Below are 26,947 nucleotides of genomic sequence, written 5' to 3' on the forward strand. Positions count from 1 at the left end.
TATCCTTTGAATGTATGGATGCAAGATATTATTGTATGGATCGTAGAAAAGGAAGAGGTGGGGTCATGGCAACCGGTTCAGTCTCTCTGGCAAAGGCGATGTGGCGCGGATTTCGCGGCAAGTGCCCGAACTGCGGCGAAGGCCACGCGTTCGGCCGTTTCCTGAAGGTGGCGGATACCTGCGACCATTGCGGCGAGGAGTTGTTCCACCAGCGCGCCGACGATTTCCCGGCCTATCTCGTGATGGTCGTCGTCGGCCATCTCGTGGTGCCGGCAATCCTCGCGGTCGAGACCGCCTATGCGCCGGCCGTCTGGCTGCAACTGGTGGTGTGGCTGCCGGTGACGTTGTTCGCTTCGCTCGCGCTGTTGCAGCCGACCAAGGGTGCCATCGTCGGGCTGCAATGGCAGATCGGCATGCATGGTTTTGAGGCGGGCAAGCTGCGGCGCGAAGCTGGTCGGCCTGCAGCCGTCCTCGTGAAGGTGAACGCGCGCGCGGCTTAAGGGGCCGTAGCGTTTACATCGCGGGACCGGCCGCTACACTCCATCGTACAAACAAGAACGATGGAAACGCCGATGGCCGCACGCTCAAAAACCTTCCTGCTTTGTCACGGCGCGTGGTCCGGCGGGTGGGCCTGGAAGAAGATGCATCCGTTGACGGCAAAGGCCGGCCATCGCCTCATTGCGCCGACCTATACCGGGCTCGGCGAGCGCGCGCATCTGGCCAGTCCCGCGATCGATCTCAACACGCACATCCAGGACATTCTCAACGTCATCAGGTTCGAGGATCTCGAGGACATCGTGCTCCTCGGCCACAGCTATGGCGGCATGGTCGCCACCGGTGTCGCCGATCGCGCGCGCGAGCGGGTGACGCAATTGATCTATCTCGACGCCTTCGTGCCGCGTGACGGCCAATCGCTGTTCGATCTCCACGAGGGCGGGCGCGAGCCGATGCGCAAGGCTGCAAGCTCAGGCGACGGCTACCGCATCCCGCCGAACCCGCCGCCGCCGGATACCCCGCAGGCCGATCTCGACTGGCTCAACGCACGCCGGATCAACATGCCGATCAAATGCTTCGAGACGAAGCTAACGCTCGAACATGGCGAGCCGGCGATGCCGCGCAGCTACATCTATTGCACGCGCATTCCGCCGGGCGACGTGTTCGGGCAGTTCGCGAAGCGCACCAAGACCGAGGATGGCTGGCGCACTTTCGAACTCGATGCGAGCCATGCGCCGAATGTGACAGCGCCGGAGGCGCTGATGGGTGTGTTGCAAGAGATCGTCGGATAGCAAGCCCCCAAATGGTGAGGGGCCCGATGCAGTCAGCATCGAACCCCTCGTTGAAGATATCAGCCGGCCTCTAAGCCGGGTTCTGTAGGGCACCGTCCGCTTGCGCGAACGATACGTGACGGCCATTCCTCTGGGACCATGTTTGCACATGGCCTCGAGCAACCTACCCGGACGGCGGGCCTGACATCGCCCCGCGGCGTTATCGCTTTCGCGAACACTCCGCTATGCCGTCCCTATTCGGTTTTGCTCCCGGTGGGGTTTACCATGCCGGCTCCGTTGCCGCAGCCGCGGTGCGCTCTTACCGCACCTTTTCACCCTTACCTGCCTACGCAGCTTGCGCTGCTACGGCACGGCAGGCCCGAGGGCTTGCCGCGCCAAAGCCCCGAAGGGGCGACGGCGGGCGGTTCGTTCTCTGTGGCACTTTCCCTGGGGTCGCCCCCGCCGGACGTTATCCGGCACCGTATGTCAAGGGAGCCCGGACTTTCCTCCCCGGCGGCCTTTCGGCACTTGCCGGAGCGGCCGTCCGGCCGACTGACGGCTTACGCATGAAGCATTTGTGTCGGTTCCGCAAGCCGATAACGCCATGCACGGTTCGCCCGAAATAATTTATCCTGAAGATGTCGTTGGGTGCGTGTCCCGTTCGACTGGATGTCGGCGATCCAGCCGTGCAACAGGAGTTAACCGATGCAGTATTTGCTGATGATCTACCAGAACGAAGCCGAGTACGCGAATATGCGTCCGGCGGCCGGCCAGCAGATGACGGCGGAATATCAGACCTTCACGCAAGGCATCATCCAGAGCGGCAATTTCAAGGCCGGCGACCGTTTGCAGCCGACCACGACCGCGACGACGGTCCGCGTGCGCGACGGCAAGACCCTGACGACCGACGGCCCGTTTGCCGAAACGCGCGAGCAGCTCGGCGGCTATTACCTCGTGGAGGCCAAGGATCTCGATACTGCGATCGAGATCGCGTCGCGGATTCCCTCGGCGCGCATCGGCTCGATCGAGGTGCGGCCGATCTGGGTCTACGACAAGTGATGGCGCAGCCGCGCATCGACTTATGACATTGTGCGAGATCGACAAGATCTTCCGCGACGAGGCGGGGCGGGCGCTGGCCACGCTGATCCGCCTCGTCGGTGATTTCGATCTCGCCGAGGACGCGCTCCAGGACGCCTTTGCGGTGGCACTGGAGCGCTGGCCGGCGTGCGAGGTCCCCGACAATCCGCGTGCCTGGCTGGTCAATGTCGCCAGGCACAAGGCGATCGATCGTATCAGGCGCCAAGCAGCCTTCCGCGGCAAGGAGCAGGCGCTGGTGCACGAGCTCGAGCTGAACGCGCAAGCGCCGGCCGAGCCGCCGGCAATGCTCGACGACGACATGCTGCGGCTGATCTTCACCTGCTGCCATCCTGCATTTGCGCCCGAAGTCCAGGTCGCGCTGACGCTGCGCACCGTCTGCGGGCTCTCCACGGCGCAGGTCGCGCGCGCCTTCCTCGTCAGCGAGGAGGCGATGGCGCAGCGTCTCGTCCGCGCCAAGCAGAAGATCAGGCTCGCCGGCATTCCCTATGAGGTCCCCGAGCGCGACACGCTGGTGCCGCGGCTCGATGGTGTGCTTGCCGTGATCTATCTCGTCTTCACCGAAGGCTACGTGGCGACGTCCGGTGCGGATTTGATGCGACCCGATCTTGCCGCCGAGGCGATCCGGCTTGGCCGCTTGCTCGACCGGCTGCTACCCGATCGAGCCGGGATCAAGGGCCTGCTGGCGCTGATGCTGCTGCACGATGCGCGCCGCGCAGGGCGCCAGACCGCCGCCGGCGACATCGTGCTGCTGGAAGAGCAGGATCGTTCGCAGTGGGACCATGCACAGATCGAGGAGGGTCTGCGCCTGGTGGACGACGCACTGCGCGTGCCCGGCCGGCCGCAGCCGTATGCAGTACAAGCCGCGATCGCTGCGCTGCATGCGCGTGCGCCGAGCTACGAGCAGACAGACTGGCCGCAGATTGCCGGGCTCTATGAAGTGCTGCTGCGGATCAATCCGTCGCCGGTGATCGAACTCAACCACGCGGCGGCGGTGTCGATGGTCGATGGGCCCGCGGGCGCGCTCGATCTCGTGGATGCGACCGCCGCACGCGGCGCGCTTCATGGCTATGAGCTGCTGCCAGCGGTGCGGGCGGATTTGTTGCGGCGGCTTGGCCGGAAGGAGGAGGCGCGCGAGGCCTATCGCGCTGCGACGGAGGCGACGCAGTTAGAGCCGCTGCGACGGCTTTATGCGCGAAGGATGAGGGAGATGAACTGAGTTTCCGTCATGGCGGGGCTTGTCCCGGCCATCCACGTTCTTCCGGCGCGACAAAGACGTGGATGCCCGGGACAAGCCCGGGCATGACGGAGCAAGAGGTCACGTTCTCGAAGACGTCAGCTACTTCGTCACGATGGTCGTTGTCTCCTGAGGGAGACTCCCCAACAGCGCCTGCAAGGTCGAGAGCGTCGAGTGATCCGCGACCCCATCTAGTCGCGCCGGGCGGAAATGGCGCTGGAACGCGGTGACGACTTCCATGGTCGCGGCGTCGTATTTGCCGGTGAGGGGAACGCCGTAGCCGTATCTGGCGAGCGCTTGCTGCAGGCTCAGCACCTCATCGCTGATGGTGCCGAGCATCAGGCTTTCGCCGCGCACCACCGGCGCGGGCGTGACCCAGTGTCCGACGCCGGAATTGGCCAGCGAATGCCACGGAAATTTTTCGCCGGGATCTTTCTTGCGCGCCGGCGCCACGTCGGAATGGCCGAGCACCCGGTGCGCGGGCACCTTGCGGCGGAGCATGATGCCGCGGCACAGCGCGATCACGGCGGCGATCTGGCGCAGCGGAAACTCCGGATAGCCCCAATCGTGGCCGCGATTGACGATCTCGATCCCGATCGAGCAGGAATTGATGTCGTCCTCGCCGGACCAGGACGAGACGCCGGCATGCCAGGCGCGCCTGGCCTCCGGCACGCATTGCACGATGCGGCCGTCTTCCAGCACGACATAATGTGCCGATACCTCTGTGCCCGCGGAGCAGAGCCGCGCCAGCGCACCTTCGACGTCGGGCATGCCGGTGTAGTGCAGCACAATCATATCGGGTTGGCGGCCCTTGTTGCGGTCGCCATGGTTCGGTGAGGGGATGATGTCGGAGACGATCGAGGAATCCGGCTCGAACGTCCGCATGTTCGCGGCGGCTTTGGGAACCGGCAGAACGCGTTGACGCTTCGAATCAGATCCAGACGGCGTGGACGAACCGGACGACATAAATAGCTCGAGACAGACAGAGAGTGGGCCAAGCCCTTTTCTTTACTATTCCTTTACCCTCCACCGTGCGCAACCGCGCGACGAGGTTAACGGATGCATTTTGGCGCATGTGTGTGGATGAAGCATCACCGCCGCGTCAGCTTTTCGACTTGTCGCGAGCCGATCAACGCTTTCTTAACGCTAAGGGCCGTTACTGAGAGATGAAGAGCCGACCCGCGTCCGGAGGCGGCCAAAGCGTATTTTGGCTCGAAATCCCATGGCTGCCCGACAAATTCCAAGGGGAATACTGGGTTGGTGGCCCGGGACGACCGGGCACGGTAACCATATCGGACGGGGGTTGGGTCGTGGAACCGCCGCGACGCGGAATCATTCGAGGCGTTATGAGCTTGTTCGTCCCCGATCTCACTTGGGAGTCCGGCGGGGCGATCGGCAGGCCTGGCGCATGAGCTCGGCTCCGCACATCCCCGTTCTTGGCCGCGAGGCCATCGACCACCTCGCCCCGCGCGAAGGCGGCCTTTATATCGACGCGACCTTTGGTGCCGGCGGCTACAGCCGCGCGATCCTCGACGTGCCGGGAACTCAGGTGATTGCCATTGATCGCGACCGTACTGCGATCGAGGGCGGCGCCGAGCTCGTCGCATGCTCGGCGGGCAGGCTGACCCTCGTTGAAGATCGTTTCTCCAACCTCGCCGAGGTCTGCGCGGCTCAAGGCATCGATGGCGTCGACGGCGTCGTGATGGACGTCGGGGTATCCTCGATGCAGCTCGACCAGGCCGGCCGCGGCTTCTCGTTCCGCCTCGATGGTCCGCTCGACATGCGGATGGGGCAGGCAGGCCCGACTGCGGCCGATGTCGTGGCGCGCGCCTCGGAAGGCGATCTCGCCGACATCATTTATCTTCTCGGCGAAGAGCGGCAGTCGCGCCGGATCGCCCGCGCTATCGTCGCGGACCGTCAGGAGACGCCGTTCACGACCACGCGCGCGCTCGCCGAGCTCGTCGGCAGGGTGGTTCGGTCCAAGCCCGGCGATATTCACCCGGCGACGCGGACGTTCCAGGCCCTGCGCATCTTCGTCAACGAAGAGCTCGAGGAACTCCAGAGCGCGCTCATCGCTGCCGAGCGCGTGCTCAAGCCCGGTGGTCGCCTCGTTGTCGTCTCGTTCCATTCGCTGGAAGACCGCATCGTCAAGAATTTCCTTAGCCTGCGCAGCAAGACGGGTGGTGGCTCACGCCATTTGCCGGAAGTGTCGCAGGCGGTGCCGAGTTTTCAGCTGCTGACGCGGCGGCCGGTGATCGCGGGCGAAAACGAAGTCGCGCATAACCCGCGTGCGCGATCGGCAAAACTGCGCGCCGGCGAGCGCACCTCGGCGCCGGCGCATGACGAGCGCGAGCAATCGTCCTGGCCAAAACTCTCCGACGTCATGAGAGGTGGCTAGCGCATGCGCTTCATCCACCTCCTCGTCATCGGCGCGCTGATCTTCGCGGCAGCCTATGTCTATAGGATCAAGATGGACTCCACGGCGCGCACCGAAAAGGTGCTGCGGCTGCATGCGGAGATCCGCGAGCAGCGCGATGCGATCGCGGCGCTGCGCTCCGAATGGGCCAAGCTCGATGCGCCCCTGCGCCTGCAGGGCCTGTCCGATCGGCATCTGCAGCTCAAGCCGGTCAACGGCACGCAATATGACTCACTGAAGAATCTGCCCGAGCGCCCGCCGCGGATGTTCAGGCCGGGCGAGCCGGATCCGATCGGCGCCATGCTCAACACCATCGAAGCCGCCAGCGATCCCGATAATGTGACGGGCTCCGTACCTCAGCCCGAGGACAAGCCATGAATGCTGTGACCCCGGCCAAACCGGCAGAAAAGCCGACTGAGCCTTGGCGCCAGCGCCTGATCCGCAGCCTGCTGTACGGGCGCAACGTCGATCGCGCGGCCAAGGCGCGGGCGCGCGTTGGCCTGGCGATGCTCGCCTTTGGCGCGGTCTACGCCCTGATCGGCGGCCGGCTCGTGATGTTCGCGATCGGCGCCGACGCCCATGGCGCACGCCGCGCCGCGGCGCAGGAGGTGGTCGCGACCGCGCGGCCCGACATCGTCGACCGCAACGGCGCGATTCTCGCGACCGACGTCAAGGCCTCGAGCCTGTTCGGCGAGCCGCGCCGCATCATCGACAAGGACGAGGCAATCGAACTTCTGACCGCCACGGTGCCCGACCTCGACGAGGCCGAGGTGCGCGAGCGCCTGAAGACGCGCAAGGGCTTCGTCTGGCTCAAGCGCGAGATTACGGCGAAGCAGCAGCAGGACATCCACAAGCTCGGCATTCCCGGCATCGGTTTCCTGCGCGAGAACAAGCGCGTCTATCCGACCGGCAACGAGGTCGCCCACCTCATTGGTCTCGTCAACATCGACAACCAGGGCATCGCCGGCATGGAGAAGTGGCTCGACAATCAGGGGCTCGCCGATCTCCACCGCGCGGGCTTTGCCACCGACCGGCTGCAAAAGCCGATCGAGCTATCGGTGGATCTGCGGGTCGAGCACGCACTGCGTGACGAGCTGCTGAAGGCCAAGGAGAAATACCACACCAAGGCTGCCTCCGGCATCGTCTCCAACGTCAAGACCGGCGAGATCGTGGCGATGGTCTCCCTTCCGGACTTCGATCCCAACAATCCGAAGGAAGCGCACGATCCCGACCGCATCAATCGCCTGACCACCGGCGTTTACGAGATGGGCTCGACCTTCAAGGCGTTCACGCTGGCGATGGCGCTCGATTCCGGCAAGATCAATCTGAACACATCGTGGGATGCACGCGGAAACCTGCACTACGGCAAGTTCACCATCCACGACAGCCATCCGCTCGGACGCTTCATCAACACCAAGGAAGTGTTCACCTTCTCGTCCAACATCGGCGCGGCGCGGATCGCGCTCGGCCAGGGCGTCGAGGCCCACAAGGCATTCCTCGGCAAGATGGGCCAGTTGACGCGGCTGCGCACCGAACTGCCGGAAAGCGCGGCTCCGCTGATTCCGCGCCGCTGGGGCGAGCTGAACACGGTCACCATCGCTTTCGGCCAGGGCATGTCGGTGGCGCCGCTGCAGGCGGTGATGGGCATCAACGCGCTGGTGAACGGCGGCTATTTGATTCCGCCGACCTTCATGAAGCGCAGCGAGTCCGAAGCGGCGGCGATGGCCAAGCGCGTCATCAGGACGGAGACCAGCGACAAGATGCGGTTCCTGATGCGGCTCAATGCCGAAATCGGCACCGCCAAGACCGCCGACGTCAAGGGTTACTATGTTGGCGGCAAGACCGGCACGTCGGAGAAGGTCATCAACGGCCGCTATGCCAAGAAGCGCGTGCTCAACTCCTTCACCGCGATCATGCCCTGCGACGATCCGAAATATCAGATCCTGATCATGCTGGACGAGCCCCAGGCGATTCCCGAAACGAAAGGTTTCATCACCTCGGGCTGGAACGCGGTGCCGACCGGCGGCAAGGTGATCGAGCGGATCGCGCCGCTATTGGGCGTCGAACCGCGGTTCGACCTGCCGCCGTCCGAGCGCCTTATTCTTGCAGCATCCAGGACAACCCAGTAATCAACCGGGTGGGCCGTTGCCGCTGCTGAGTCGGGATTTCCCTGCAGATTCGGCAATCCGGTCCGGCATGTCGACTGGAAGACCATGAAGCTGCGCGACCTCCTCGATCAGGACGTTCAGGGCAATGATGCCGCAATCGAGCCCGCGGTCGCGGCGCTCGACGTGACCGGCGTTGCCCTCGACAGCCGCGCGGTCAAGCCCGGCGATCTCTTCTTCGCACTTGCGGGCAGCAAGACCGACGGTGCGCGCTTCATCGATGCCGCGATTGCCGCCGGCGCGGTGGCGGTCGTCGGCGACCATGCGCCTGATGGCTGCAAGGTGCCGTTCATCACAGTCGCGAATCCGCGCCGCGCGCTGGCGCTGGCCGCAGCAAAATTTTTTCCCGCGCAGCCCGCGACAATTGCGGCGGTGACCGGCACCAGCGGCAAGACCTCGGTCGCCGCATTCACCCGGCAGATCTGGGAGCGGCTCGGGCACGCCTCCGCCAGCATCGGAACCATCGGGCTCGTTTCCCCGAAGCGTACCGTCTACGGCTCGCTGACGACGCCCGATCCGATCGCACTGCACCGGCAGCTCGACGAGATCGCACGCGAGGGCGTCACGCATCTCGCCTTCGAGGCCTCTTCTCACGGGCTCGACCAATATCGCCTCGACGGCGTGCGCGTGTCCGCCGGCGGCTTCACCAATCTCTCGCGCGACCATATGGATTACCATCCGACCGTCGCGCATTACCTCGCGGCCAAGCTCAGGCTGTTCCGCGAACTTGTCCCGCCGGGGGGCGCGGCCGTGATCTCCGCCGATCATGATTGCTCGGCGGAGGCGATCAGTGCTGCGAATTCGCGCGGCTTGCGCGTGATGGCAGTCGGTCGCAACGGCGACGGGGCGGGCGAGGGCATTCGTCTCGCCGGTGCGGAGGTCGAAGGATTTTCGCAAGTGCTCGCGCTCGAACATCGCGGCAAGCGGTATACGATCCGGCTGCCGCTGGTCGGCGAGTTCCAGATCGAGAATGCGCTGGTGTCAGCTGGCCTCGCCATCGGCACCGGCGGCGACGCCGCGGACGTGTTCGCGAGCCTCGAACATCTCGAAGGCGCCAAAGGTCGGTTGGAGCGCGTCGGCGAGCGCAACGGTGCGCCGATCTTCGTCGACTATGCGCACAAGCCCGATGCGCTGGCGAAGGCGCTGCAGGCGCTGCGTCCCTACGCCAGGCGCAGGCTGGTCGTCGTGTTCGGCGCCGGCGGCGACCGCGATGCCGGCAAGCGTCCGATCATGGGCGAGATCGCCGCCGGCAACGCCGACGGTGTCATCATCACCGACGACAATCCGCGCAGCGAGAAGCCGGAATCGATCCGCGCCGAAATTCTCGCCGCCGCCAAGGGCGCCCGCGAAATCGGCGACCGGGCCGCGGCGATCCGCACCGCGATCGCCGAATTGGAAGATGGCGATGCGCTGCTCATCGCCGGCAAGGGCCACGAGACCGGGCAGATCGTCGGCGGAGAGGTTTTGCCCTTCAGTGATCACGAGGCGGTCGCCGCCGCATTAGCGTCGAGGATTGCATGAGCGCGCCCATATGGACGGTGGCCGAAGTGGCGCGCGCGCTGGGCGCCGCCGGATCGTTCCCGGACACGCCGATCGACTTCGTCACCCAGGACAGCCGGCTGGCGAAGCCGGGCAGCCTGTTCGTCGCGCTGAGCGGCACGCCAAGCGGCGGCTTCATTTCGGCCTTCGCCAGCGCGCGTGACGGCTGGGAGTTCGCGGACAAGGCGGAAGCCTCGGGCGCGGTCGCGATGATCGTGCCGCACGAGATCGCGGGCATCCGCATTCCCCAGATCGTCGTCAAGGACACGCTGATCGACGGCCTCTGGGGCCTTGCGCGCGCGGCACGCGCGCGCTTCAACGGGCCGGTGATCGGGCTCACCGGCAGCGCGGGCAAAACCAGCACCAAGGAATTCCTCGCGGCCTATCCCAATGCCTATGCCAGCCCGTCGAGCTTCAATAATTTCTGGGGCGTGCCGCTGACGCTGTGCAATGCGCGCCCCGATGCCAGTCTCTGGGTCGTCGAGATGGGCATGAACCAGGCGGGCGAAATCGCGCGGCTTAGCGAACTGACGCGGCCGACGGTGGCGCTCGTCGTCAACGTCCAGCCGGTGCATCTGGAGAAGCTCGGCTCGCTCGAAGCCATCCGTCGCGAGAAGGTGTCGATTGCACTCGGCCTGCCCGCGGAAGGCGTGCTGGTGCTGCCCGCCGGGATCAAGGCGCCGGACTGGAAGGGCAAGGTCATACGCTTCGGCGAGAAAGCCGAGGTGCATGAAGTCGCGCACGCGCCGCACGGCGACAGCTGGCAGGTCGTGGCCGCGCTCGGCAAGAAGGAGATCGCGTTCAGCCTGACGCCGGGCGCGCCGCATCGCGTTCAGAATGCGCTGGCCGCGCTCGCATCGATCCGTGCGACCAACCTCGATGCGGCGACGCTTGCGATCAAGCTCGACCGGGTCGGTATCATGAGCGGCCGTGGCGTCGAGCAGGCGGCCGGTGGCGTCACCGTGATCGACGACAGCTTCAACGGTAATCCGGCCAGCGTGGCTGCCGCGCTGCAAAGCTTGCAGGCGCGCAACACGACCGGTGGCCGCCGCATTGCCGTGCTCGGCGACATGCTGGAGCTGGGCGACGGCGCACCAACCTATCACATCGACCTCGCCAGGCATCTCGACGGCATCGACGGCGTCTATTGCGTCGGACCCCTGATGCGTCACCTGTTCGAGGTGCTTCCAGCCGGCAAGGGTCTCGGTTGGCACGACGACCCCGTCACGCTGAAGCCGGGGGAGGTCGCAAATCTGCTGAGGGCAGGCGATGTCGTGGTTGTCAAGGGCAGCAAGAAGATGTTCTGGGTCAACAAGTTTGTGCCGGGCCTAGTGGCCGCCTTGCAGGCAAGGGCGTAAACTGCTTGGAAGGCGCTGTTCCCGAATCCCCCCTTTCCGGCGCGAAGCCGTTCGTTTTCTTTAGAGGTCGCCCGACCCGATGATGAAGACCAGCGAATGCGCGTGAGGCAGGTTGACAAGGCCAAGATCAAGGCGCGTGCAAAGGCGCCATAGGACCGTCTGAATGTTTTACTGGCTGATCGAGCTCTCCAACACATTTCCGGGCTTCGGTGCCGTTCGCACCTTCCTGAACGTCTTCCGCTACATCACCTTCCGCACCGGCGGCGCCGTCGTCACCGGCGCGCTGTTCGTATTCCTGTTCGGACCCTGGATCATCGACCATCTGCGCATCCGGCAAGGCAAGGGCCAGCCGATCCGGGCCGATGGTCCGCAATCGCATCTCGCCAAGAAAGGCACGCCCACCATGGGCGGGCTGATGATCTTGTCCGGTCTCACGGTCGGCACGGTGCTGTGGGCCAATCCGCTCAACCCTTACGTCTGGATCGTGCTGGCGGTGACGCTTGGCTTCGGCTTCGTCGGCTTCTATGACGATTATCTCAAGGTGACGAAGCAGACCACGACCGGGTTCGGCAGCAAGCTTCGCCTGCTGATCGAGGCGGCGATCGCGCTGGTGGCCTGCTACGCGCTGGTGCGGCTGAACCGCGATCCCGCGTCGACCGCGCTGACGATTCCTTTCCTGAAGGACACCGTGCTGCATTTCGGCTGGTTCTTCGTCGTGTTCGGCGCCTTCGTCATCGTTGGCGCCGGCAACGCGGTGAACCTGACCGACGGTCTCGACGGCCTTGCCATCGTGCCGGTGATGATCGCGACTGCGAGCTTTGCCATGATCGCCTATCTCGCCGGCAACGCGGTGTTCGCCGATTATCTCCAGATCAAATATGTCGCCGGCACCGGCGAGCTCGCCGTGCTCTGCGGCGCGCTGCTGGGTGCGGGCCTGGGCTTCCTCTGGTTCAACGCGCCGCCGGCCTCGATCTTCATGGGCGACACCGGCTCGCTCGCGCTCGGCGGCATGCTGGGCGCGATCGCAGTGGCGGTGAAGCACGAGATCGTGCTCGCGGTGATCGGCGGCCTGTTCGTGCTGGAGGCAGTCTCCGTCATCGTGCAGGTGGTGTCGTTCAAGATGACGGGAAAACGCATCTTCCGGATGGCGCCGATCCATCACCATTTCGAGCAACTCGGCTGGACCGAGCCCCAGATCGTGATCCGGTTCTGGATCATCTCGGTGATGCTGGCGCTCGCTGGCCTATCCACGCTGAAGCTGCGGTGAACGATCGATGATCCCCGTGACGTCCTTTGCCGGCAAGACGGTCGCGGTATTCGGCCTCGGCGGCTCGGGACTCGCCTCCTGTCACGCGTTGAAAGCGGGCGGCGCCGAGGTGATCGCCGCCGACGACAGCGCCGAGAATGTCGCCAAGGCCGCGCAAGCGGGCTTCATCACGGCTGATTTGCGCAACGTCTCATGGGCGAATTTCGCCGCGCTGGTGCTCGCGCCCGGTGTGCCGATGACCCACCCAGTCCCGCATTGGAGCGTGCTGAAGGCGCGCGAGGCCGCTATCGAGGTGATCGGCGACATCGAGCTGTTCTGCCGCGAAAGGCGCCGGCACGCGCCGGATGCGCCGTTCGTCGCCATCACCGGCACCAATGGCAAATCGACGACGACGGCTTTGATCGCGCATCTCACCAAGGTCGCCGGCTATGACACCCAGATGGGCGGAAATATCGGCACCGCAATCCTGTCGCTGGAGCCGCCGGGCATGGGCCGCGTCCACGTCATCGAGATGTCGTCCTATCAGATCGACCTCACGCCTTCACTCGATCCCTCCGTCGGCATTCTGCTCAATGTCAGCGAAGACCACATCGATCGCCACGGCACCATCGCGCATTACGCCGCGGTGAAGGAGCGACTCGTTGCCGGTGTGCAGGCCGGCGGCACCGCGATCGTCGGCGTCGACGACGGCTTTTGCCGCGATATCGCCGACCGGCTCGATCGCGCCGGCAAGAACGTGGTGCGGATCTCCGTCAAGAATCCGCTGGCCAGCGGCATCCATGTCGAGCACGGCCATATCGTGCGCAATTCGGGCGGCGCGCGCAGTGAAATCGCGGCGCTCGGCGGCATCGGTTCTCTGCGCGGCTTGCACAATGCGCAGAACGCGGCGTGCGCGGCAGCCGCCGCGCTCGCGATGGGCATCGGCCTCGACGTCTTGCAGAACGGCCTGCGCAGCTTCCCCGGCCTTGCGCATCGCATGGAGCAGGTCGGCCGCCGCGGCAACGTGCTGTTCGTCAACGATTCCAAGGGCACCAATGCCGACGCCACCGCGCATGCGCTGTCGTCCTTTTCGGACATCTTCTGGATCGCGGGCGGCAAGCCGAAGGCCGGCGGAATCACCGGCCTCACCGGCTACTTCCCGCGCATCCGAAAAGCCTATCTGATCGGCGAGGCCGCGCAGGAATTTTCGGGCACGCTCGGCACGAAGGTGCCGCACGAGATCAGCCAGACCCTCGACGTCGCCGTCGAGCAAGCCGCATGCGAAGCGGAGGCGTCAGGCATCGCTGACGCGGTCGTCCTGCTGTCGCCCGCCTGCGCCTCCTTCGACCAGTATCGCAACTTCGAAATTCGCGGCACCAGGTTCCGCGAGCTGGTGCAGGCGCTGCCGGGCATGAAGCCGGTGGTGTAGGGACGCTGCTGGTTGTTGCTCCGCTGTCGTCGCCCGGCTTGACCGGGTGATCCAGTACGCCGCGGCTGTGGTTATGAACCCTCGACGTCTCTGGAATACTGGATGCCCCGCTTTCGCGGGGCATGACGGGCATTTGAGGTAAGCGCTCGCCTTCATCTCCAATCATCCCCGTTTCCTTAACCCCCCGGTAACCAACCTCGGCGACCAATGGACCGACCTCTGTCCGAAAGCGGCCGCCATGCTCTCCCGTGAAGAACGCACCCCCTTTTCCGAGTGGTGGTGGACCGTCGACAAGCCGCTGATGGGTGCCATCCTGGCGCTGATGCTGACCGGCGTGATCCTGTCGCTGGCGGCGAGCCCGCCGGTTGCGACCCGCATCGGGCTCGATCCCTTCCACTTCTTCAGCCGCCACGTGCTATTCCTGGTGCCGTCCTGCATCGTGCTGCTCGGGGTGTCCTTCCTGTCGCCGCGGGCGATCCGTCGCTCGGCGCTGATCATCTTTGCGGTCAGCATCGTCCTGATCGTGCTGACGCTCGCGATCGGCCCCGAAGTAAAGGGCTCGCGGCGCTGGATCACGCTACTCGGCCTCAATATCCAGGCCTCCGAGATCGCAAAACCGTCGTTCGTCGTCATGGCCGCCTGGCTGTTCGCGGAATCCACTAGGCGGCCAGAAATGCCGGCGACCTCGATGGCGCTGGTGCTGCTCTTGATGCTGGTCTCGCTGCTGGTGATGGAGCCCGACTTCGGCCAGACCATGCTGATCCTGATGGTGTGGGGCTCGCTGTTCTTCATCGCGGGCATGCGGATGATCTGGGTGTTCGGGCTCGCCGGCCTCGGCGCCGCCGGACTGTTCAGCGCCTATCTTTTTGTTCCCCACGTCGCCGGCCGCATCAAGCGCTTCATGAATCCGGCCTCGGGCGACACCTTCCAGGTCGATACCGCCATGGAGGCCTTCTACAATGGCGGCTGGTTCGGCCTCGGACCGGGCGAGGGCATCGCCAAGCGCAGCCTGCCCGACAGCCACACCGATTTCGTGTTCGCGGTTGCCGCCGAAGAGTTCGGCATCATCCTGTGCCTCGCGATGCTGGCACTGTTTGCTTTCGTCGTCATCCGGACGCTGTCGCGCGCCTATGCCAACGAGGACATGTTCTCGCGCTTCGCGGCCTCGGGCTTGGCGATCCTGTTCGGCGTGCAGGCCGCCATCAACATGTCGGTCAATCTCCAGCTCATCCCCGCCAAGGGCATGACGCTGCCCTTCATCTCCTATGGTGGCTCCTCGATCGTGTCGCTGGCCTATGGTGTCGGCATGATGCTCGCGCTGACGCGGCTGCGCCCGCGCACCGAAGTCGAGGCGAGCGGCCACGCCGAGGCGATGCGCAGCTACGCATAGTTTTTCGTCATTGCGAGCGAAGCGAAGCAATCCAGAATCTCTCCGCGGTGGCAGTCTGGATTGCTTCGCTGCGCTCGCAATGACGAAAGAGTCCTTGTAAAACTCGCCACCATGGACACCTCCCCCCTGATTCTTCTCGCCGCGGGCGGCACCGGCGGCCATCTGTTTCCGGCCGAGGCGCTCGGCGTCGAGCTGATCCGGCGCGGCTTCCGCGTCCGCCTCGTCACGGACGAGCGCGCGCTGCGCTACAGCGGACTGTTCACCAAGGACATGATCGACGTCGTCTCGAGCGAGACTGCGCGCGGACGCAATCCGCTGCAGCTCGCCTATGCCGGCCTGACGCTCGCGGCCGGCACGCTGTCCGCCTACAGCCTGATCAAGCGACTGAAGCCGGTCGCCGTCGTCGGCTTCGGCGGCTATCCGACGCTGCCGCCGCTGGTCGCCGCAAAATTCGCCGGCGTGCCCGGCATCATCCATGACGCCAATGCGGTGCTCGGCCGCGCCAACCGGTTCCTGTCGAGCCGCGTCCAAGCCATCGCGACGTCGTTGCCCGGCGTGCTCGATCGCGATCCGGCGCTTTCAGGCAAGACCACGACGGTCGGCACGCCGATGCGTCCGGCGATCCTCGCCGCAGCTGGCGTGCCATATGCTGCGCCTGAAGTGAACGGTCCGCTGCGCCTGCTCGTCGTCGGCGGCAGCCAGGGCGCGCGCATCATGGCCGACATCGTGCCGGGCGCGATCGAGCGCCTCGAGCCTGCGCTGTGGAGCCGGCTCGTCCTCACCCAGCAGGTGCGCGACGAGGATATGGCGCGCGTGCGTGCGGTCTACGACAGACTGAAGATCAAGGCCGAGCTCGCGCCGTTTTTCACCGATCTTCCGGCACGGCTGGCCTCCAACCATCTGGTGGTGTCGCGCTCAGGCGCCGGCACCGTGGCGGAACTTGCCGCGATCGGGCGGCCCTCGATCCTGGTGCCGCTGCCGGGCGCGATCGACCAGGACCAGTTCGCCAATGCCGGCGTGCTGGCCAAGGTCGACGGTGCGATCCGCATTCCGCAGACCGAGTTTTCCTCCGATCGCCTCGCCGCCGAGATCTCCGCCTTCGCCGCCGAGCCCGCGCGTCTTGCCGCCATGGCGCAGGCCGCCCGCGGCGCCGGCCGGCTCGACGCAGCGGAGCGGCTGGCCGATCTGGTGGCCAAAATCGCGGGAATCTGACGCGAAATCGGCCGGAATTCCTACTTTTGCCGTCATGGCCGGGCTTGTCCCGGCCATCCACGTCTTGCAAGAAGTGGTAAGGATTCGTGGATGCCCGGGACGAGCCCGGGCATGACGAAGGGAACTGCGGGATACACCATGAGACTGCCGCGCGAGATCGGACCTATCCACTTCGTCGGGATCGGCGGGATAGGCATGAGCGGAATCGCCGAGGTGCTGCTCAATCTCGGCTATTCCGTGCAGGGTTCGGACGCCTCCGACAATTACAATCTCGACCGCCTGCGCAAGAACGGTGCGAGGGTCTCGGTCGGCCACAAGGCGGAGAACGTCGACGGGGCCGAGGTCGTCGTGGTTTCTACCGCGATCAAGCGCGACAATCCGGAACTGACGGCGGCGCGCGAACGGCGCATCCCCGTGGTGCGCCGCGCCGAGATGCTGGCCGAGCTCATGCGGCTGAAGAGCTGCGTCGCCATCGCCGGCACCCACGGCAAGACCACCACGACCACGATGGTCGCGACGCTGCTCGACGCCGGCGGCCTCGATCCCACCGTGATCAACGGCGGCATCATCAATGCCTACGGCTCCAATGCGCGTCTCGGTGCGGGTGACTGGATGGTGGTCGAAGCGGACGAGAGCGACGGCACGTTCCTGAAGCTGCCGACCGAGGTCGCGATCGTCACCAATGTCGATCCCGAGCATCTCGATCACTTCAAGACCTTCGAGGCGGTGCAGGACGCCTTCCGCCATTTCGTCGAGAACCTGCCGTTCTATGGCTTCGCCGTGATGTGCATCGATCATCCCGTGGTGCAAACCCTTGTCGGCAAGATCGAGGATCGACGCATCATCACCTATGGTGAGAATCCGCAGGCCGATGTGCGCTTCGTCGACCTGACCCCGGCGGGCGGCGGATCGAAGTTCAAGGTTGCCTTCCGCGATCGCAAGACGGGCGCCGTGCACGAGATCTCCGATCTCATGCTGCCGATGCCGGGGCGCCACAATGCCTCCAACGCGACCGCCGCGATTGCGGTCGCGCGCGAGCTCGGCGTGTCGGACGAGGCGATCCGCAAGGCGATCGCCGGCTTCGGCGGCGTCAAGCGCCGCTTCACCAAGACCGGCGAGTGGAACGGCGTCACCGTCATCGACGACTACGGCCATCATCCGGTCGAGATCGCGGCGGTGCTGAAGGCGGCGCGGGAATCCACCAACGGTAAGATCGTCGCGGTGGTGCAGCCGCATCGCTACACCCGCCTGCAGTCGCTGTTCGAGGAATTCTGCACCTGCTTCAACGATGCGGATGCGGTGATCGTCGCCGAGGTCTATGCTGCGGGCGAGACGCCGATCGAAGGCATCGATCGCGACCATTTCGCCGCGGGCCTGCGCGCCCACGGCCACCGCGAGGTGATCCCGCTGCCCGCGGCGTCCGATCTCGCTGGCATCGTCAAGGGCGTGGCGAAGTCCGGCGATCTCGTCGTGTGTCTGGGCGCCGGCAACATCACGCAATGGGCGTATGCCTTGCCCGGCGAATTGAAGGCGCTGGGGTAGCGCAGTGAGCTTCCCCGACATCACACCCGACCTCAGAGCCGTGATGCCCGATCTTCGCGGCCGGCTGCTGGCAAACCAGTCGCTCGCCGAGCTCACCTGGTTTCGCGTCGGAGGTCCCGCGCAGGTGCTGTTCACGCCGACGGATGAGGACGATCTCTCTTATTTCCTCGCGCATCTCGCAAGCGACATTCCCGTCTATGTCGTCGGCGTCGGCTCCAACCTGATCGTGCGCGACGGCGGCATGGCGGGCGTGGTGATCCGGCTTGCGCCGCGCGCCTTTGGCGAGGCGAGCGCGAGCGGCGATGTCGTCACCGCGGGCGCAGCCGCGCTCGACAAGCGCGTGGCGGAAGTCGCCGCGTCGGCCAATATCGGCGGGCTCGAATTTTACTTCGGCATTCCCGGCACGATCGGCGGCGCGCTGCGCATGAATGCGGGCGCCAATGGCGGCGAGACCAAGGACGTGTTGATCGAGGCGCGTGGCGTCGGGCGCGACGGCACGAAGCACATCTTCTCCAATGCCGACATGAAGTTTGTCTACCGCAACAGCGGCGTCGATGCCTCCATCATCTTCACCTCCGCGCGGTTCCGCGGCGAGCTCAGGGATGCCGAGGCGATCCGCGCGCGCATGGCGGAAGTGCAAACCCATCGCGAGACCGCGCAGCCGATCCGCGAAAAGACCGGCGGCTCGACCTTCAAGAATCCGCCCGGCCATTCCGCCTGGAAGCTGGTCGATGCCGCCGGCTGCCGCGGTTTGCGCGTCGGCGGTGCAGAAGTCTCCGAGATGCACTGCAATTTCCTGATCAACACGGGCAATGCCACCGCGCACGATATCGAGACGCTGGGCGAGACCGTACGTGAACGGGTGAAGGCAAATTCCGGAATTGAGCTACACTGGGAAATCAAGCGGATCGGAATTCCCGGCTAATTTGGACAAGCGACGAGAGAACATGCGCATCACCATCCTCTTCGGCGGCTCCAACCGCGAACGTCTGGTTTCCGTCGCCTCAGCCCAGGCGCTGCATCAGGCGCTGCCCGAGGCCGATCTCTGGTGGTGGGACGTCGAGGACAAGGTGCATGTCGTGCAGTCCAAACAGCTGCTCGAACATGCCCGCCCGTTCGAGGACGAGTTCAAGCCGGGCACGTCGGGCATTCCGTTGGAGCAGGCGCTCGACCAGGCCAGGGCGGAGGACCGCGTGCTGGTGCTCGGCCTGCATGGCGGGCGTGCCGAGAACGGCGAATTGCAGGTGATGTGCGAAGCGCGCGGCGTGCCGTTCACCGGATCGGGCTCGGCCTCCTCGCATCTCGCGTTCGACAAGATCGCGGCCAAGCATTTCGCCGCGCTCGGCGGCGTGACGCCGCCGGCCAACATTGCGCTGGACCAGATCGACGAGGCCTTCGCCGAATACGGCCGGCTGATCGCAAAGCCCGCCAGGGATGGCTCGAGCTACGGCCTGATCTTCGTCAACGCCAAGCAGGATCTCGTCGCCGTTCGCAATGCGGCCAAGCACGAAGAGTACGTGATCGAGCCCTACATCTCCGGCGTCGAGGCGACCTGCGGCGTGCTGGAGCGGCCGGACGGCTCGATCATCTCGCTGCCGCCGATCGAGATCATTCCGGGCGAGGGCAGTTTCGACTACGCGGCGAAATATCTTTTGAAGTCGACCCAAGAGATCTGTCCCGGCCGTTTCGCACCCGAAATCACCGCCGCGCTGAAGCACCAGGCGATGCTGGCGCACCGGGCGATGTCGTGTACCGGCTATTCCCGTTCGGACTTCATCGTCTCGGACAAGGGGCTGGTCTATCTCGAAACCAACACGCTGCCCGGCCTGACCAAGTCCTCGCTCTACCCCAAGGCGCTGAAGGCCGAGAGCATCGAGTTCGTCGACTTCCTGCGCGGCCTGATCGAGCTCGCTGTGGCCGGTGTGCGAAAATAATTAGGACTGGTTAACGGCCGAACTGGCGAAACGGCCGGTTTTGGAACCCAAAACCGGTAAAATGCCGGATATTGCGGCATAAATGCCTCACAGGCCTGGGCAAAAAGCTCACGTCGTTAACGAACTTTACCTTTTGTTTACCAGGACGTCCGAAGGTTAACGCTGGCGGCGCATATGACGCTTTGGCTGCCGGCGCGTGGACCGTTGCGGGTGTTGTCACCCCCAGCGAACGCTCTGAAGGGGAGAGGTTTTCTTCTGCTGAAGACCAGCACCCGGCCCGGCAAGTCCGAGACGTCATGTTCGCCAGGACCCGCGCGATGTCGCGGGCAAACTGTTGACGAGCTCGTGCAATGGATGGAGCAGGAAGCCTCACTCGGTCGCTTTTCAGATCGCTGAGGCCCCAAGCTGACCTGAAGGCGGCCGCTATCGGAGCGGTCGTGCTTCTGCGCGAGTGGGTGCAGGACAAGCGTCAGGAAAGAGTTCTCGGCGGCCGTGCTGCCGCCAAGGAAAAGACCAGGGCCAAAGCCATCGTCGAGCGCGAGCCGCCGCCGCGGTTGGTCGCGCTGGTCGAGCGCTATCTGCCGCGCCGGGTCGGGATCAGCATGACGGTGCTGCTCCTGATCGGAAGCTGCGGCTTCGGTATCGTCAAGGGCGGCCATCTCCAGGATTTCATCACGGCGGTCAACGACACCCGCAACGCGCTGGCCAATTCCGCCGGCTTCCGCATCACCTCCGTCGTGATCAACGGTCGCAAGCAGCTCAGCCAGGACGAGATCCTCGCGATCGGCGGCGTCAGCGGCCGATCCTCGCTGCTGTTTCTCGACGCCGACGCCGTGCGCGACAAGCTCAAGGCCAATCCCTGGATCGCGGATGCGACCGTGCTGAAGCTCTATCCGGGCCAGCTCATGATCGAGCTCACCGAGCGCAAGGCGTTCGCGCTGTGGCAGGAGGCCGGCCGGCTCTCCGTCATCGCCGATGACGGCGCCGTGCTCGAACCCTACGTCTCGCGCCGCTTTCTGTCGCTGCCGCTCGTGGTCGGCAAGGGCGCCGAGACGCAGGCCCGCGATTTCCTCGCTTTGCTGGCGCGCTATCCGCAGGTCAATTCCATTACCAAGGCCGCGATCTTCGTCGGTGAGCGGCGCTGGAACCTGAGGCTCAAGGACGGCCTCGACATCCGCCTGCCCGAACAGGACGTCGGCAACGCGCTTGCGATGCTGTCCAGGCTCGACAAGGAGGACAGGCTGTTCTCCCGCGACATCGTCGCCGTCGACCTGCGCCTGCCCGATCGGCTGGTGGTGCAGCTGTCCGAGGACGCCGCCAAGGCGCGCGACGATTTGTTCAAGGACAAGAAGAAGAAAAAGGCCGGGGACGCTGCATGACCGGTCTTGATCGCACCCAGACACCGAAGACACGCCCGATGCCGCACAAGCGCGGCGGCCTCGTCGCCTGCCTCGACATCGGCACCAGCAAGATCGCCTGCATGATCGCGCGGCTGAAGCCGTCGGCGCCCAGCGAAGCCCTACGCGACCGGACCCATGCGGTGGAGCTGATCGGCTACAGCCAGATTCAGTCACGCGGCATGAAGGCCGGCGCCGTGATCGATCTCGGCGAATGCGAGCAGGCGGTGCGACAGGCCGTCGGGCTTGCAGAGAAAATGGCTAAGGTGCGGGTCGAGTCCGTGCTGCTGTCGGTCTCCGGCGGCCGGCTCTCCGGTCAGCTGGTCGAAGCTGCCGCCGACATCCGCGGCGGCGCCGTGACACCGGCCGATGTCAGCCGCGTCACCTCCACCGGCATGCGCCACGCCACCGGCGAGGGCCGCACCGTGCTGCATGCTCTGCCGGTCGGCTACACGCTCGATGGCGTCAAGGGCATCCGCGACCCCCGCGGCATGGTCGCGCATCAGTTCGGCATCGACATGAATGTCGTCACCTGCGACGCCACGGTGGCGCGGAACTTGATGCTGGCGGTCGAACGCTGCCACATCAACGTCGAAGCCATGGCGGCAAGCCCCTATGTGGCAGGCCTGTCGGTGCTGACCGACGACGAGGCCGATCTCGGCGCCGCCGTGGTCGAAATGGGCGCGGGCACCACCACGATCGCGGTCTTTTCCGGCGGCCACTTCGTGCATGCCGCGGGTTTTGCGGTCGGCGGGCAACACATCACGATGGATCTGGCGCGCGGACTCTCCGCGACCATTGCCGATGCCGAGCGAATCAAGACGTTATACGGGACCGTCATCACCGGCGGATCGGACTCGCGTGAGCTGATGTCTGTACCGACAGCCGGTGACGAGCAGGATCTGCCGCAGATCGTCTCCCGCGCTACCATCGCCAACATCGTCAAGCATCGTGCCGAGGAAGTCTTCGAAATGGTTCGGGACAAGCTGAAGGATTCGCCCTTCGCCTCGGAGCCGAACGGCCGCGTCGTGCTCTCGGGCGGGGCCTCGCAGCTCACGGGTCTCGTTGAGCTCGGAACGCAGATTCTCGGCCGGCCCGTGCGGGTCGGACGTCCGCTCGGTTTCGGCCGGCTGCCCAACGAGGCGAAGAACGCCGCCTTCGCGGTGCCGGCCGGACTGCTCGTCTACCCGCAATATGTTCACCACGAACATGTCGAACCGCGGCATACGCGGCAGCAGGTCAGGACGGGGACCGGCGGGTATTTCGGAAAGGTCGGACGATGGCTACGCGAGGGCTTCTGATGACTCCTTCCCGCAATATTCGATTTTCACCAACTCCCGCGGCCGCCGGCCGGGGCGAACCCACGCGCGCGTGATCGAGAGGCAAACATGACCATCAGCATCAATGTTCCTGATATTCACGAACTGAAGCCCCGCATCACCGTGTTCGGCGTCGGCGGCGCCGGTGGGAACGCCGTCAACAACATGATTACGGCGGGCCTCCAGGGCGTCGACTTCGTGGTCGCCAACACCGACGCGCAGGCGCTGACGATGTCGAAGGCGCAGCGCATCGTGCAGATGGGCACGGCGGCCACGCAAGGGTTGGGCGCAGGTTCGCAGCCGGTGGTCGGCGCGGCCGCGGCCGAAGAAGTCATGGACGAACTCCGTGACCATCTCTCGGGCGCCAACATGGTGTTCGTCACCGCCGGCATGGGCGGCGGCACCGGCACCGGCGCAGCTCCCGTGATCGCCAAGATCGCGCGCGAGATGGGCATCCTCACCGTCGGCGTCGTGACCAAGCCCTTCCACTTCGAGGGCGGCCGCCGCATGCGCACCGCGGAAGCGGGCATCAATGAGCTGCACAAGGTCGTTGATACGCTGCTGATCATCCCGAACCAGAACCTGTTCCGGGTCGCGAACGAGAAGACCACCTTCGCCGACGCCTTCGCGATGGCCGACCAGGTGCTCTATTCGGGCGTTGCCTGCATCACCGACCTGATGGTCAAGGAAGGCCTGATCAATCTCGACTTCGCCGACGTTCGCGCCGTCATGCGCGAGATGGGCAAGGCGATGATGGGCACGGGCGAAGCCTCCGGCGACAAGCGCGCGCTGACCGCCGCCGAAGCCGCGATCGCCAACCCGCTGATCGACGATAGCTCGATGAAGGGCGCCAAGGGCCTCCTGATCTCCATCACCGGCGGCAAGGATCTCACCCTGTTCGAGGTCGACGAAGCTGCGACCCGCATCCGCGAGGAAGTCGATCAGGACGCCAACATCATCGTCGGCGCCACCTTCGACGAAGCCCTCGACGGTCTGATCCGCGTCTCGGTCGTCGCCACCGGCATCGAACAGGCCGCGATCGCGCGCAACAGCCAGGCCACCAGCGCTCCCGTGGCGAATCCTGCTCCGCAGGCGCAGCAGGCTCCCGCCGCTCCCGCCGCGGCTGCCGAGAGCCGTCTTGCCGATTTGACCGCGCGGCTGCGCGCTGACAATCAGCGCATGGCCGAGCGCGCCCAGAAGTTCGAAGGACAGACCCCGGCCACAGGAACCGGCCAATTTGCCGCCGCTCCCACGGCTCCGCGTCCGAACGTCGAGCGCGCTGCGCTTGCCGCCATCGCCGCCGCCGTTGCGGACGTTCCGCAGGCTCCCGCGCCGATGCAGACCTATGGCGACGTTACCGTGCGCCCGATCGCGCAGAAGCCCACGCTGTTCCCCGAGCCCGAGCAGGCGCCGATGGCCATGCAAGAGCCGATGACGCCGGAAACCTTCATCCCTCCGCAGGCCGAGCGTGCACCGGTCCGCACACCACGGATGCCGCGGATCGAGGAACTTCCGATGCCCGCCCAGGCCGAGCTTCGCCAGGCCCGCGGCGAGGTCGAGGAGGAGACCCCGCAGAAGACCCGGCTGTCGCTGCTGCAGCGCCTCGCCAATGTCGGCCTCGGCCGTCGTGACGAGGAGACCGAGGCGCCGATCGCGGCCCGCACCGCCGGTCCCGCGATGCCGCCACTGCCCGATCGCCGCCCCCAGAAGACCGTGGCGCAGCAAATCGCTTCTACCGAGCCGGTGTCCGAGTATGCACGTCGTCCCGCGCCGCAGGGCCTGGACATGCACGGCCGTCCCGCGCCTGTTGCCCCGGCGCCACAGGGAGATGACCATCTTGATATCCCGGCCTTCCTGCGGCGGCAGGCGACCTGAGGATTGTTACAATAAGGCGGACGAAAAAAGGTCCCGGCGGGAAGCTTGCCGGGGCCTTTTCTTTTGCCCCGTGCATATCCGGATTGCGTGGCCAAACAACTGATTTTAAATCATTAATTACGTATTCGATGGTTCAGTAAAACTACCGAAAACGGTCCCGAACTCCGGTCCAATTTGGTTAAGCCTTGGCGCGAATACGGCGGGTTTGGGGTAACAATCGGTAAAAAAGCGTGAGTTGGCGCTGTTTAGGGCAGTGACTATGGTTTGCCGTGACTTGGGGATACGGATTCGGAACAGCGGTCTAGGCCGCAGTCGGGTTCAGTATAAGTCGCGATGGTCGTAGTGGGGCGGTTCCTGATGAAATTTAGCCGGCAAACAACGCTTCGCGCGCAAGCCAGTGTGGCAGGCGTCGGCGTTCATTCCGGTCTTCCCGTCACGCTCACGCTTGGACCCGCGCCTGTCGACGCGGGCTTTGTTTTTATCCGCACCGGGCTCGAGGGAAGCGACCGCGAAGTTCAGGCCACCGCCGAGCAGGTGATCGCGACGGATTTCGCCACCGTCCTCGGTGATCGCAACGGTCCGCTGGTTTCCACCGCCGAGCATGTCCTTGCTGCGCTGCGGGGAATGGGCGTCGACAACGCCATCATTGAGATCGATGGGCCGGAAGTGCCGATCATGGACGGCAGCGCGGCAGCCTTCGTTGCGGCGATCGACCAGGCCGGCATCGTGACCCAGCCGGCGCAGCGCCGCTTCATCCAGGTTTTGAAGCCGATCTCGGTCAAGATCGGCGACTCCTTCGGTGAGATCAGGCCCTATGCCGACGGGTTCCGCGCCGAGGTCGAGATCGACTTCACCAATCCTGTCATCGGCCAGCAGAGCTATGCCTTCGACCTCAACCCGGAGCGTTTCCGCCGCGAAGTCGGCCGGGCCCGGACTTTCGGTCTGATGTGCGACGTCGCGCGGCTCTGGAGCGCCGGCTATGCGCTCGGTGCCTCATTCGACAACACCGTCGTGTTCGACGAGGAGCGGCTGCTCAACACCGAGGGCCTGCGCTACGCCGACGAATGCGCCCGCCACAAGGTGCTGGACGTGATCGGCGACCTCGCGTTGGCGGGTCTGCCGCTGCTCGGCGCCTACCGCTCGGTACGTGGCGGCCACAAGCTCAACCACGCCGTTCTGACCGCGCTGCTCGCCGACCGCACTGCTTGGCGGGTGGTCGAGGGCGAGGCAGCCCGCCGCACCACGCGTCCGGTGGCCGAAACCGGTCGCGGCATCGTCGGTGGCCGGATCGCCGCGGTCTACGGGCCGGACGTTTCCTGAAGAGAGACGTTTCCTGCAGCGGACGTTTCCTAGACGAGAGACGCGTCCTGAAGAGACCCGTCGCCGCGGGCGTTTGGCGGCGGCTTTCCCCGGGAAACTCCTGGTAACGATGATCGGCTAGGATTGCGGCGCGTTCGCCTTAATCCGGGCGGAATGCCTGCCTATCCGGTTGGTTGAAGATCGTTTTTCGGTTACACCGGCGTGGTCGCACGGTAGGCACCACGGCTATATTTCGCGCCCAGGACGGGGTTCATGGGCTGGCGGACACCGCACCACAGGGCGTCAGGGCAATACTCATGTCGGCACAGCGTATGACGCGCGGATATCTTCAAGTCCCGTCTCGAGAAGTCTCGTCTCGAGCCCGTGGGCTGCTTCAGGTTGTCGCCCTCTTCGTGCTCGCGCTGCCGCTGGCCGGCTGCGGCACCGGCGCGCTTTGGGACAAGTTCACCGCCAAGGACGACACCTTCGTCGAGGAGCCCGCAGACAAGATCTACAATGAGGGCCTGTACCTCATGAACGAGAAGAAGGACATGAAGGCGGCGAACAAGAAGTTCGAAGAGGTCGACCGCCAGCATCCTTATTCCGACTGGGCCCGCAAATCATTGCTGATGTCGGCCTACGCGTCCTACCAGGGTGGCGATTATGACAATTGTATCGGCGCGGCCACCCGCTACGTCACGCTGCATCCCGGCAGCCCGGATGCGGCTTACGCGCAATATTTGATCGCCGCCTCGCATTACGACCAGATTCCGGATATCAGCCGCGACCAGACCCGGACCGAGAAGGCGATCGCCTCGCTGGAAGAGGTGGTGCGCAAATATCCGACCTCCGAATATGCGACCTCGGCCAAGGCCAAGATCGAAGGTGCGCGCGACCAGCTCGCCGGCAAGGAAATGAACGTCGGCCGCTATTACGCGCAGAAGCGCGACTACACGGCGGCGATCAACCGCTACAAGGCCGTGGTGACGCAGTACCAGACCACCCGCCATGTCGAGGAGGCGCTGTACCGCCTGACCGAGGCCTATATGGCGATCGGCATCGTTGGCGAGGCCCAGACGGCCGCCGCCGTGCTCGGGCACAATTTTCCTGACAGTCGCTGGTACAAGGACGCCTATAATCTTGTAAAATCAGGCGGTCTCGAACCGAGCGAGAATCAGGGGTCCTGGATTAGCAAGACCTTCAAGAAAATGGGTCTCGGCTAGGAAATA

General features: G+C 65.1%; 22 protein-coding genes and 1 other RNA gene. 21 read left to right on the forward strand and 2 right to left on the reverse strand.

Going from position 1 to position 26,947, the window contains the following annotated elements; translation table 11 throughout:
- Positions 1-65: 65 nt before the first annotated feature.
- Together BcanWU425_RS10785 and BcanWU425_RS10790 are read left to right on the forward strand one after the other, a co-directional pair.
- Positions 66-500 (forward strand): DUF983 domain-containing protein, encoded by a 435-nt coding sequence (locus tag BcanWU425_RS10785; protein ID WP_231190417.1) that lies wholly within the window; start codon positions 66-68, stop codon positions 498-500.
- A 72-nt stretch (positions 501-572) separates the two neighbouring features.
- Entirely contained in the window at positions 573-1,286 is a 714-nt protein-coding gene (locus BcanWU425_RS10790) for an alpha/beta fold hydrolase (protein WP_162496555.1), read from the forward strand.
- A 55-nt stretch (positions 1,287-1,341) separates the two neighbouring features.
- Here the strand turns inward: BcanWU425_RS10790 and rnpB are convergent.
- An RNA gene (gene rnpB, locus BcanWU425_RS10795) (RNase P RNA component class A) lies at positions 1,342-1,821 on the reverse strand.
- A 149-nt stretch (positions 1,822-1,970) separates the two neighbouring features.
- On the opposite strand from rnpB, the gene BcanWU425_RS10800 reads away from it, so the two are divergent.
- Both BcanWU425_RS10800 and BcanWU425_RS10805 read left to right on the forward strand, forming a co-directional pair.
- Positions 1,971-2,324: a YciI family protein gene (locus BcanWU425_RS10800; protein ID WP_007600836.1), complete on the forward strand. Its 354-nt coding sequence runs from the start codon at positions 1,971-1,973 to the stop codon at positions 2,322-2,324.
- 22 nt (positions 2,325-2,346) lie between these two features.
- A complete protein-coding gene (locus BcanWU425_RS10805; RefSeq protein ID WP_231190419.1) occupies positions 2,347-3,579 on the forward strand; it encodes an RNA polymerase sigma factor in 1,233 nt (410 codons plus the stop codon).
- A gap of 120 nt (positions 3,580-3,699) precedes the next feature.
- Here BcanWU425_RS10805 and BcanWU425_RS10810 read toward each other — a convergent pair whose 3' ends face one another.
- A complete protein-coding gene (locus tag BcanWU425_RS10810) occupies positions 3,700-4,482 on the reverse strand; it encodes an N-acetylmuramoyl-L-alanine amidase (protein ID WP_085349089.1) in 783 nt (260 codons plus the stop codon).
- 523 nt (positions 4,483-5,005) lie between these two features.
- On the opposite strand from BcanWU425_RS10810, the gene rsmH reads away from it, so the two are divergent.
- The 17 genes from rsmH to BcanWU425_RS10895 all read left to right on the forward strand — a co-directional run bounded on the left by rsmH (position 5,006) and on the right by BcanWU425_RS10895 (position 26,941).
- The gene (gene rsmH / locus BcanWU425_RS10815; protein ID WP_204512075.1) at positions 5,006-5,995 is read left to right on the forward strand and encodes a 16S rRNA (cytosine(1402)-N(4))-methyltransferase RsmH; all 990 of its coding nucleotides are present in this window, start codon (positions 5,006-5,008) and stop codon (positions 5,993-5,995) included.
- 3 nt (positions 5,996-5,998) lie between these two features.
- The gene (ftsL, locus tag BcanWU425_RS10820; RefSeq protein ID WP_007600843.1) at positions 5,999-6,391 is read left to right on the forward strand and encodes a cell division protein FtsL; all 393 of its coding nucleotides are present in this window, start codon (positions 5,999-6,001) and stop codon (positions 6,389-6,391) included.
- On the forward strand, positions 6,388-8,142 hold the full coding sequence (locus tag BcanWU425_RS10825) for a peptidoglycan D,D-transpeptidase FtsI family protein (protein ID WP_085385402.1): 1,755 nt from the start codon (positions 6,388-6,390) through the stop codon (positions 8,140-8,142). Before ftsL ends, BcanWU425_RS10825 begins: the two co-directional genes overlap by 4 nt.
- Before the next feature lie 84 nt (positions 8,143-8,226).
- Positions 8,227-9,699, forward strand: a complete 1,473-nt coding sequence (locus tag BcanWU425_RS10830) for a UDP-N-acetylmuramoyl-L-alanyl-D-glutamate--2,6-diaminopimelate ligase (RefSeq protein WP_204512074.1) — start codon at positions 8,227-8,229, stop codon at positions 9,697-9,699.
- The gene (locus tag BcanWU425_RS10835; RefSeq protein ID WP_204512073.1) at positions 9,696-11,075 is read left to right on the forward strand and encodes a UDP-N-acetylmuramoyl-tripeptide--D-alanyl-D-alanine ligase; all 1,380 of its coding nucleotides are present in this window, start codon (positions 9,696-9,698) and stop codon (positions 11,073-11,075) included. Before BcanWU425_RS10830 ends, BcanWU425_RS10835 begins: the two co-directional genes overlap by 4 nt.
- Positions 11,076-11,238: 163 nt before the next feature.
- Complete coding sequence (mraY, locus tag BcanWU425_RS10840) at positions 11,239-12,342, forward strand: phospho-N-acetylmuramoyl-pentapeptide-transferase (RefSeq protein ID WP_007600847.1); 1,104 nt, start codon at positions 11,239-11,241, stop codon at positions 12,340-12,342.
- Positions 12,343-12,349: 7 nt separating this feature from the next.
- Positions 12,350-13,750, forward strand: coding sequence for a UDP-N-acetylmuramoyl-L-alanine--D-glutamate ligase (murD, locus tag BcanWU425_RS10845; RefSeq protein ID WP_204512072.1), 1,401 nt, complete (start codon positions 12,350-12,352; stop codon positions 13,748-13,750).
- Between the two features lie 238 nt (positions 13,751-13,988).
- Positions 13,989-15,140: a putative lipid II flippase FtsW gene (gene ftsW, locus BcanWU425_RS10850; protein WP_018454238.1), complete on the forward strand. Its 1,152-nt coding sequence runs from the start codon at positions 13,989-13,991 to the stop codon at positions 15,138-15,140.
- A gap of 111 nt (positions 15,141-15,251) precedes the next feature.
- The gene (gene murG, locus BcanWU425_RS10855) at positions 15,252-16,352 is read left to right on the forward strand and encodes an undecaprenyldiphospho-muramoylpentapeptide beta-N-acetylglucosaminyltransferase (protein WP_085349085.1); all 1,101 of its coding nucleotides are present in this window, start codon (positions 15,252-15,254) and stop codon (positions 16,350-16,352) included.
- Between the two features lie 138 nt (positions 16,353-16,490).
- Positions 16,491-17,894 (forward strand): UDP-N-acetylmuramate--L-alanine ligase, encoded by a 1,404-nt coding sequence (gene murC / locus BcanWU425_RS10860; RefSeq protein WP_204513990.1) that lies wholly within the window; start codon positions 16,491-16,493, stop codon positions 17,892-17,894.
- A 4-nt stretch (positions 17,895-17,898) separates the two neighbouring features.
- Positions 17,899-18,819, forward strand: a complete 921-nt coding sequence (murB, locus tag BcanWU425_RS10865) for a UDP-N-acetylmuramate dehydrogenase (protein ID WP_204512071.1) — start codon at positions 17,899-17,901, stop codon at positions 18,817-18,819.
- Between the two features lie 22 nt (positions 18,820-18,841).
- Positions 18,842-19,828: a D-alanine--D-alanine ligase family protein gene (locus BcanWU425_RS10870; protein ID WP_085349138.1), complete on the forward strand. Its 987-nt coding sequence runs from the start codon at positions 18,842-18,844 to the stop codon at positions 19,826-19,828.
- Positions 19,829-20,178: 350 nt separating this feature from the next.
- Positions 20,179-21,207 (forward strand): cell division protein FtsQ/DivIB, encoded by a 1,029-nt coding sequence (locus BcanWU425_RS10875; RefSeq protein ID WP_204512070.1) that lies wholly within the window; start codon positions 20,179-20,181, stop codon positions 21,205-21,207.
- The gene (gene ftsA, locus BcanWU425_RS10880; protein ID WP_018454244.1) at positions 21,204-22,526 is read left to right on the forward strand and encodes a cell division protein FtsA; all 1,323 of its coding nucleotides are present in this window, start codon (positions 21,204-21,206) and stop codon (positions 22,524-22,526) included. The genes BcanWU425_RS10875 and ftsA overlap by 4 nt, the downstream gene beginning before the upstream one ends.
- A gap of 87 nt (positions 22,527-22,613) precedes the next feature.
- Positions 22,614-24,419, forward strand: a complete 1,806-nt coding sequence (gene ftsZ / locus BcanWU425_RS10885; protein ID WP_018454245.1) for a cell division protein FtsZ — start codon at positions 22,614-22,616, stop codon at positions 24,417-24,419.
- A gap of 357 nt (positions 24,420-24,776) precedes the next feature.
- Entirely contained in the window at positions 24,777-25,739 is a 963-nt protein-coding gene (lpxC, locus tag BcanWU425_RS10890) for a UDP-3-O-acyl-N-acetylglucosamine deacetylase (protein ID WP_026232696.1), read from the forward strand.
- Positions 25,740-26,035: 296 nt separating this feature from the next.
- Positions 26,036-26,941, forward strand: coding sequence for an outer membrane protein assembly factor BamD (locus BcanWU425_RS10895; RefSeq protein WP_026232697.1), 906 nt, complete (start codon positions 26,036-26,038; stop codon positions 26,939-26,941).
- The last annotated feature ends 6 nt before the right edge of the window (positions 26,942-26,947 follow it).

It is taken from the genome of Bradyrhizobium sp. WU425 (assembly GCF_021052305.1).
Taxonomy (GTDB): Bacteria; Pseudomonadota; Alphaproteobacteria; order Rhizobiales; family Xanthobacteraceae; genus Bradyrhizobium; species Bradyrhizobium canariense_D.

Excerpts from the sequence above, each read along its gene's own strand:
- BcanWU425_RS10875 (WP_204512070.1), top strand. The coding sequence starts at position 20,179 with ATGGATGGAGCAGGAAGCCTCACTCGGTCGCTTTTCAGATCGCTGAGG.
- BcanWU425_RS10800 (WP_007600836.1), top strand. The coding sequence starts at position 1,971 with ATGCAGTATTTGCTGATGATCTACCAGAACGAAGCCGAGTACGCGAAT.
- mraY (WP_007600847.1), top strand. The coding sequence starts at position 11,239 with ATGTTTTACTGGCTGATCGAGCTCTCCAACACATTTCCGGGCTTCGGT.
- ftsW (WP_018454238.1), top strand. The coding sequence starts at position 13,989 with ATGCTCTCCCGTGAAGAACGCACCCCCTTTTCCGAGTGGTGGTGGACC.
- rsmH (WP_204512075.1), top strand. The coding sequence starts at position 5,006 with ATGAGCTCGGCTCCGCACATCCCCGTTCTTGGCCGCGAGGCCATCGAC.
- BcanWU425_RS10835 (WP_204512073.1), top strand. The coding sequence starts at position 9,696 with ATGAGCGCGCCCATATGGACGGTGGCCGAAGTGGCGCGCGCGCTGGGC.
- BcanWU425_RS10785 (WP_231190417.1), top strand. The coding sequence starts at position 66 with ATGGCAACCGGTTCAGTCTCTCTGGCAAAGGCGATGTGGCGCGGATTT.
- BcanWU425_RS10830 (WP_204512074.1), top strand. The coding sequence starts at position 8,227 with ATGAAGCTGCGCGACCTCCTCGATCAGGACGTTCAGGGCAATGATGCC.
- ftsL (WP_007600843.1), top strand. The coding sequence starts at position 5,999 with ATGCGCTTCATCCACCTCCTCGTCATCGGCGCGCTGATCTTCGCGGCA.
- ftsA (WP_018454244.1), top strand. The coding sequence starts at position 21,204 with ATGACCGGTCTTGATCGCACCCAGACACCGAAGACACGCCCGATGCCG.
- ftsZ (WP_018454245.1), top strand. The coding sequence starts at position 22,614 with ATGACCATCAGCATCAATGTTCCTGATATTCACGAACTGAAGCCCCGC.
- BcanWU425_RS10790 (WP_162496555.1), top strand. The coding sequence starts at position 573 with ATGGCCGCACGCTCAAAAACCTTCCTGCTTTGTCACGGCGCGTGGTCC.
- lpxC (WP_026232696.1), top strand. The coding sequence starts at position 24,777 with ATGAAATTTAGCCGGCAAACAACGCTTCGCGCGCAAGCCAGTGTGGCA.
- murC (WP_204513990.1), top strand. The coding sequence starts at position 16,491 with ATGAGACTGCCGCGCGAGATCGGACCTATCCACTTCGTCGGGATCGGC.
- BcanWU425_RS10870 (WP_085349138.1), top strand. The coding sequence starts at position 18,842 with ATGCGCATCACCATCCTCTTCGGCGGCTCCAACCGCGAACGTCTGGTT.
- BcanWU425_RS10810 (WP_085349089.1), bottom strand. The coding sequence starts at position 4,482 with ATGCGGACGTTCGAGCCGGATTCCTCGATCGTCTCCGACATCATCCCC.
- BcanWU425_RS10805 (WP_231190419.1), top strand. The coding sequence starts at position 2,347 with ATGACATTGTGCGAGATCGACAAGATCTTCCGCGACGAGGCGGGGCGG.
- murD (WP_204512072.1), top strand. The coding sequence starts at position 12,350 with ATGATCCCCGTGACGTCCTTTGCCGGCAAGACGGTCGCGGTATTCGGC.
- BcanWU425_RS10895 (WP_026232697.1), top strand. The coding sequence starts at position 26,036 with ATGTCGGCACAGCGTATGACGCGCGGATATCTTCAAGTCCCGTCTCGA.
- murG (WP_085349085.1), top strand. The coding sequence starts at position 15,252 with ATGGACACCTCCCCCCTGATTCTTCTCGCCGCGGGCGGCACCGGCGGC.
- BcanWU425_RS10825 (WP_085385402.1), top strand. The coding sequence starts at position 6,388 with ATGAATGCTGTGACCCCGGCCAAACCGGCAGAAAAGCCGACTGAGCCT.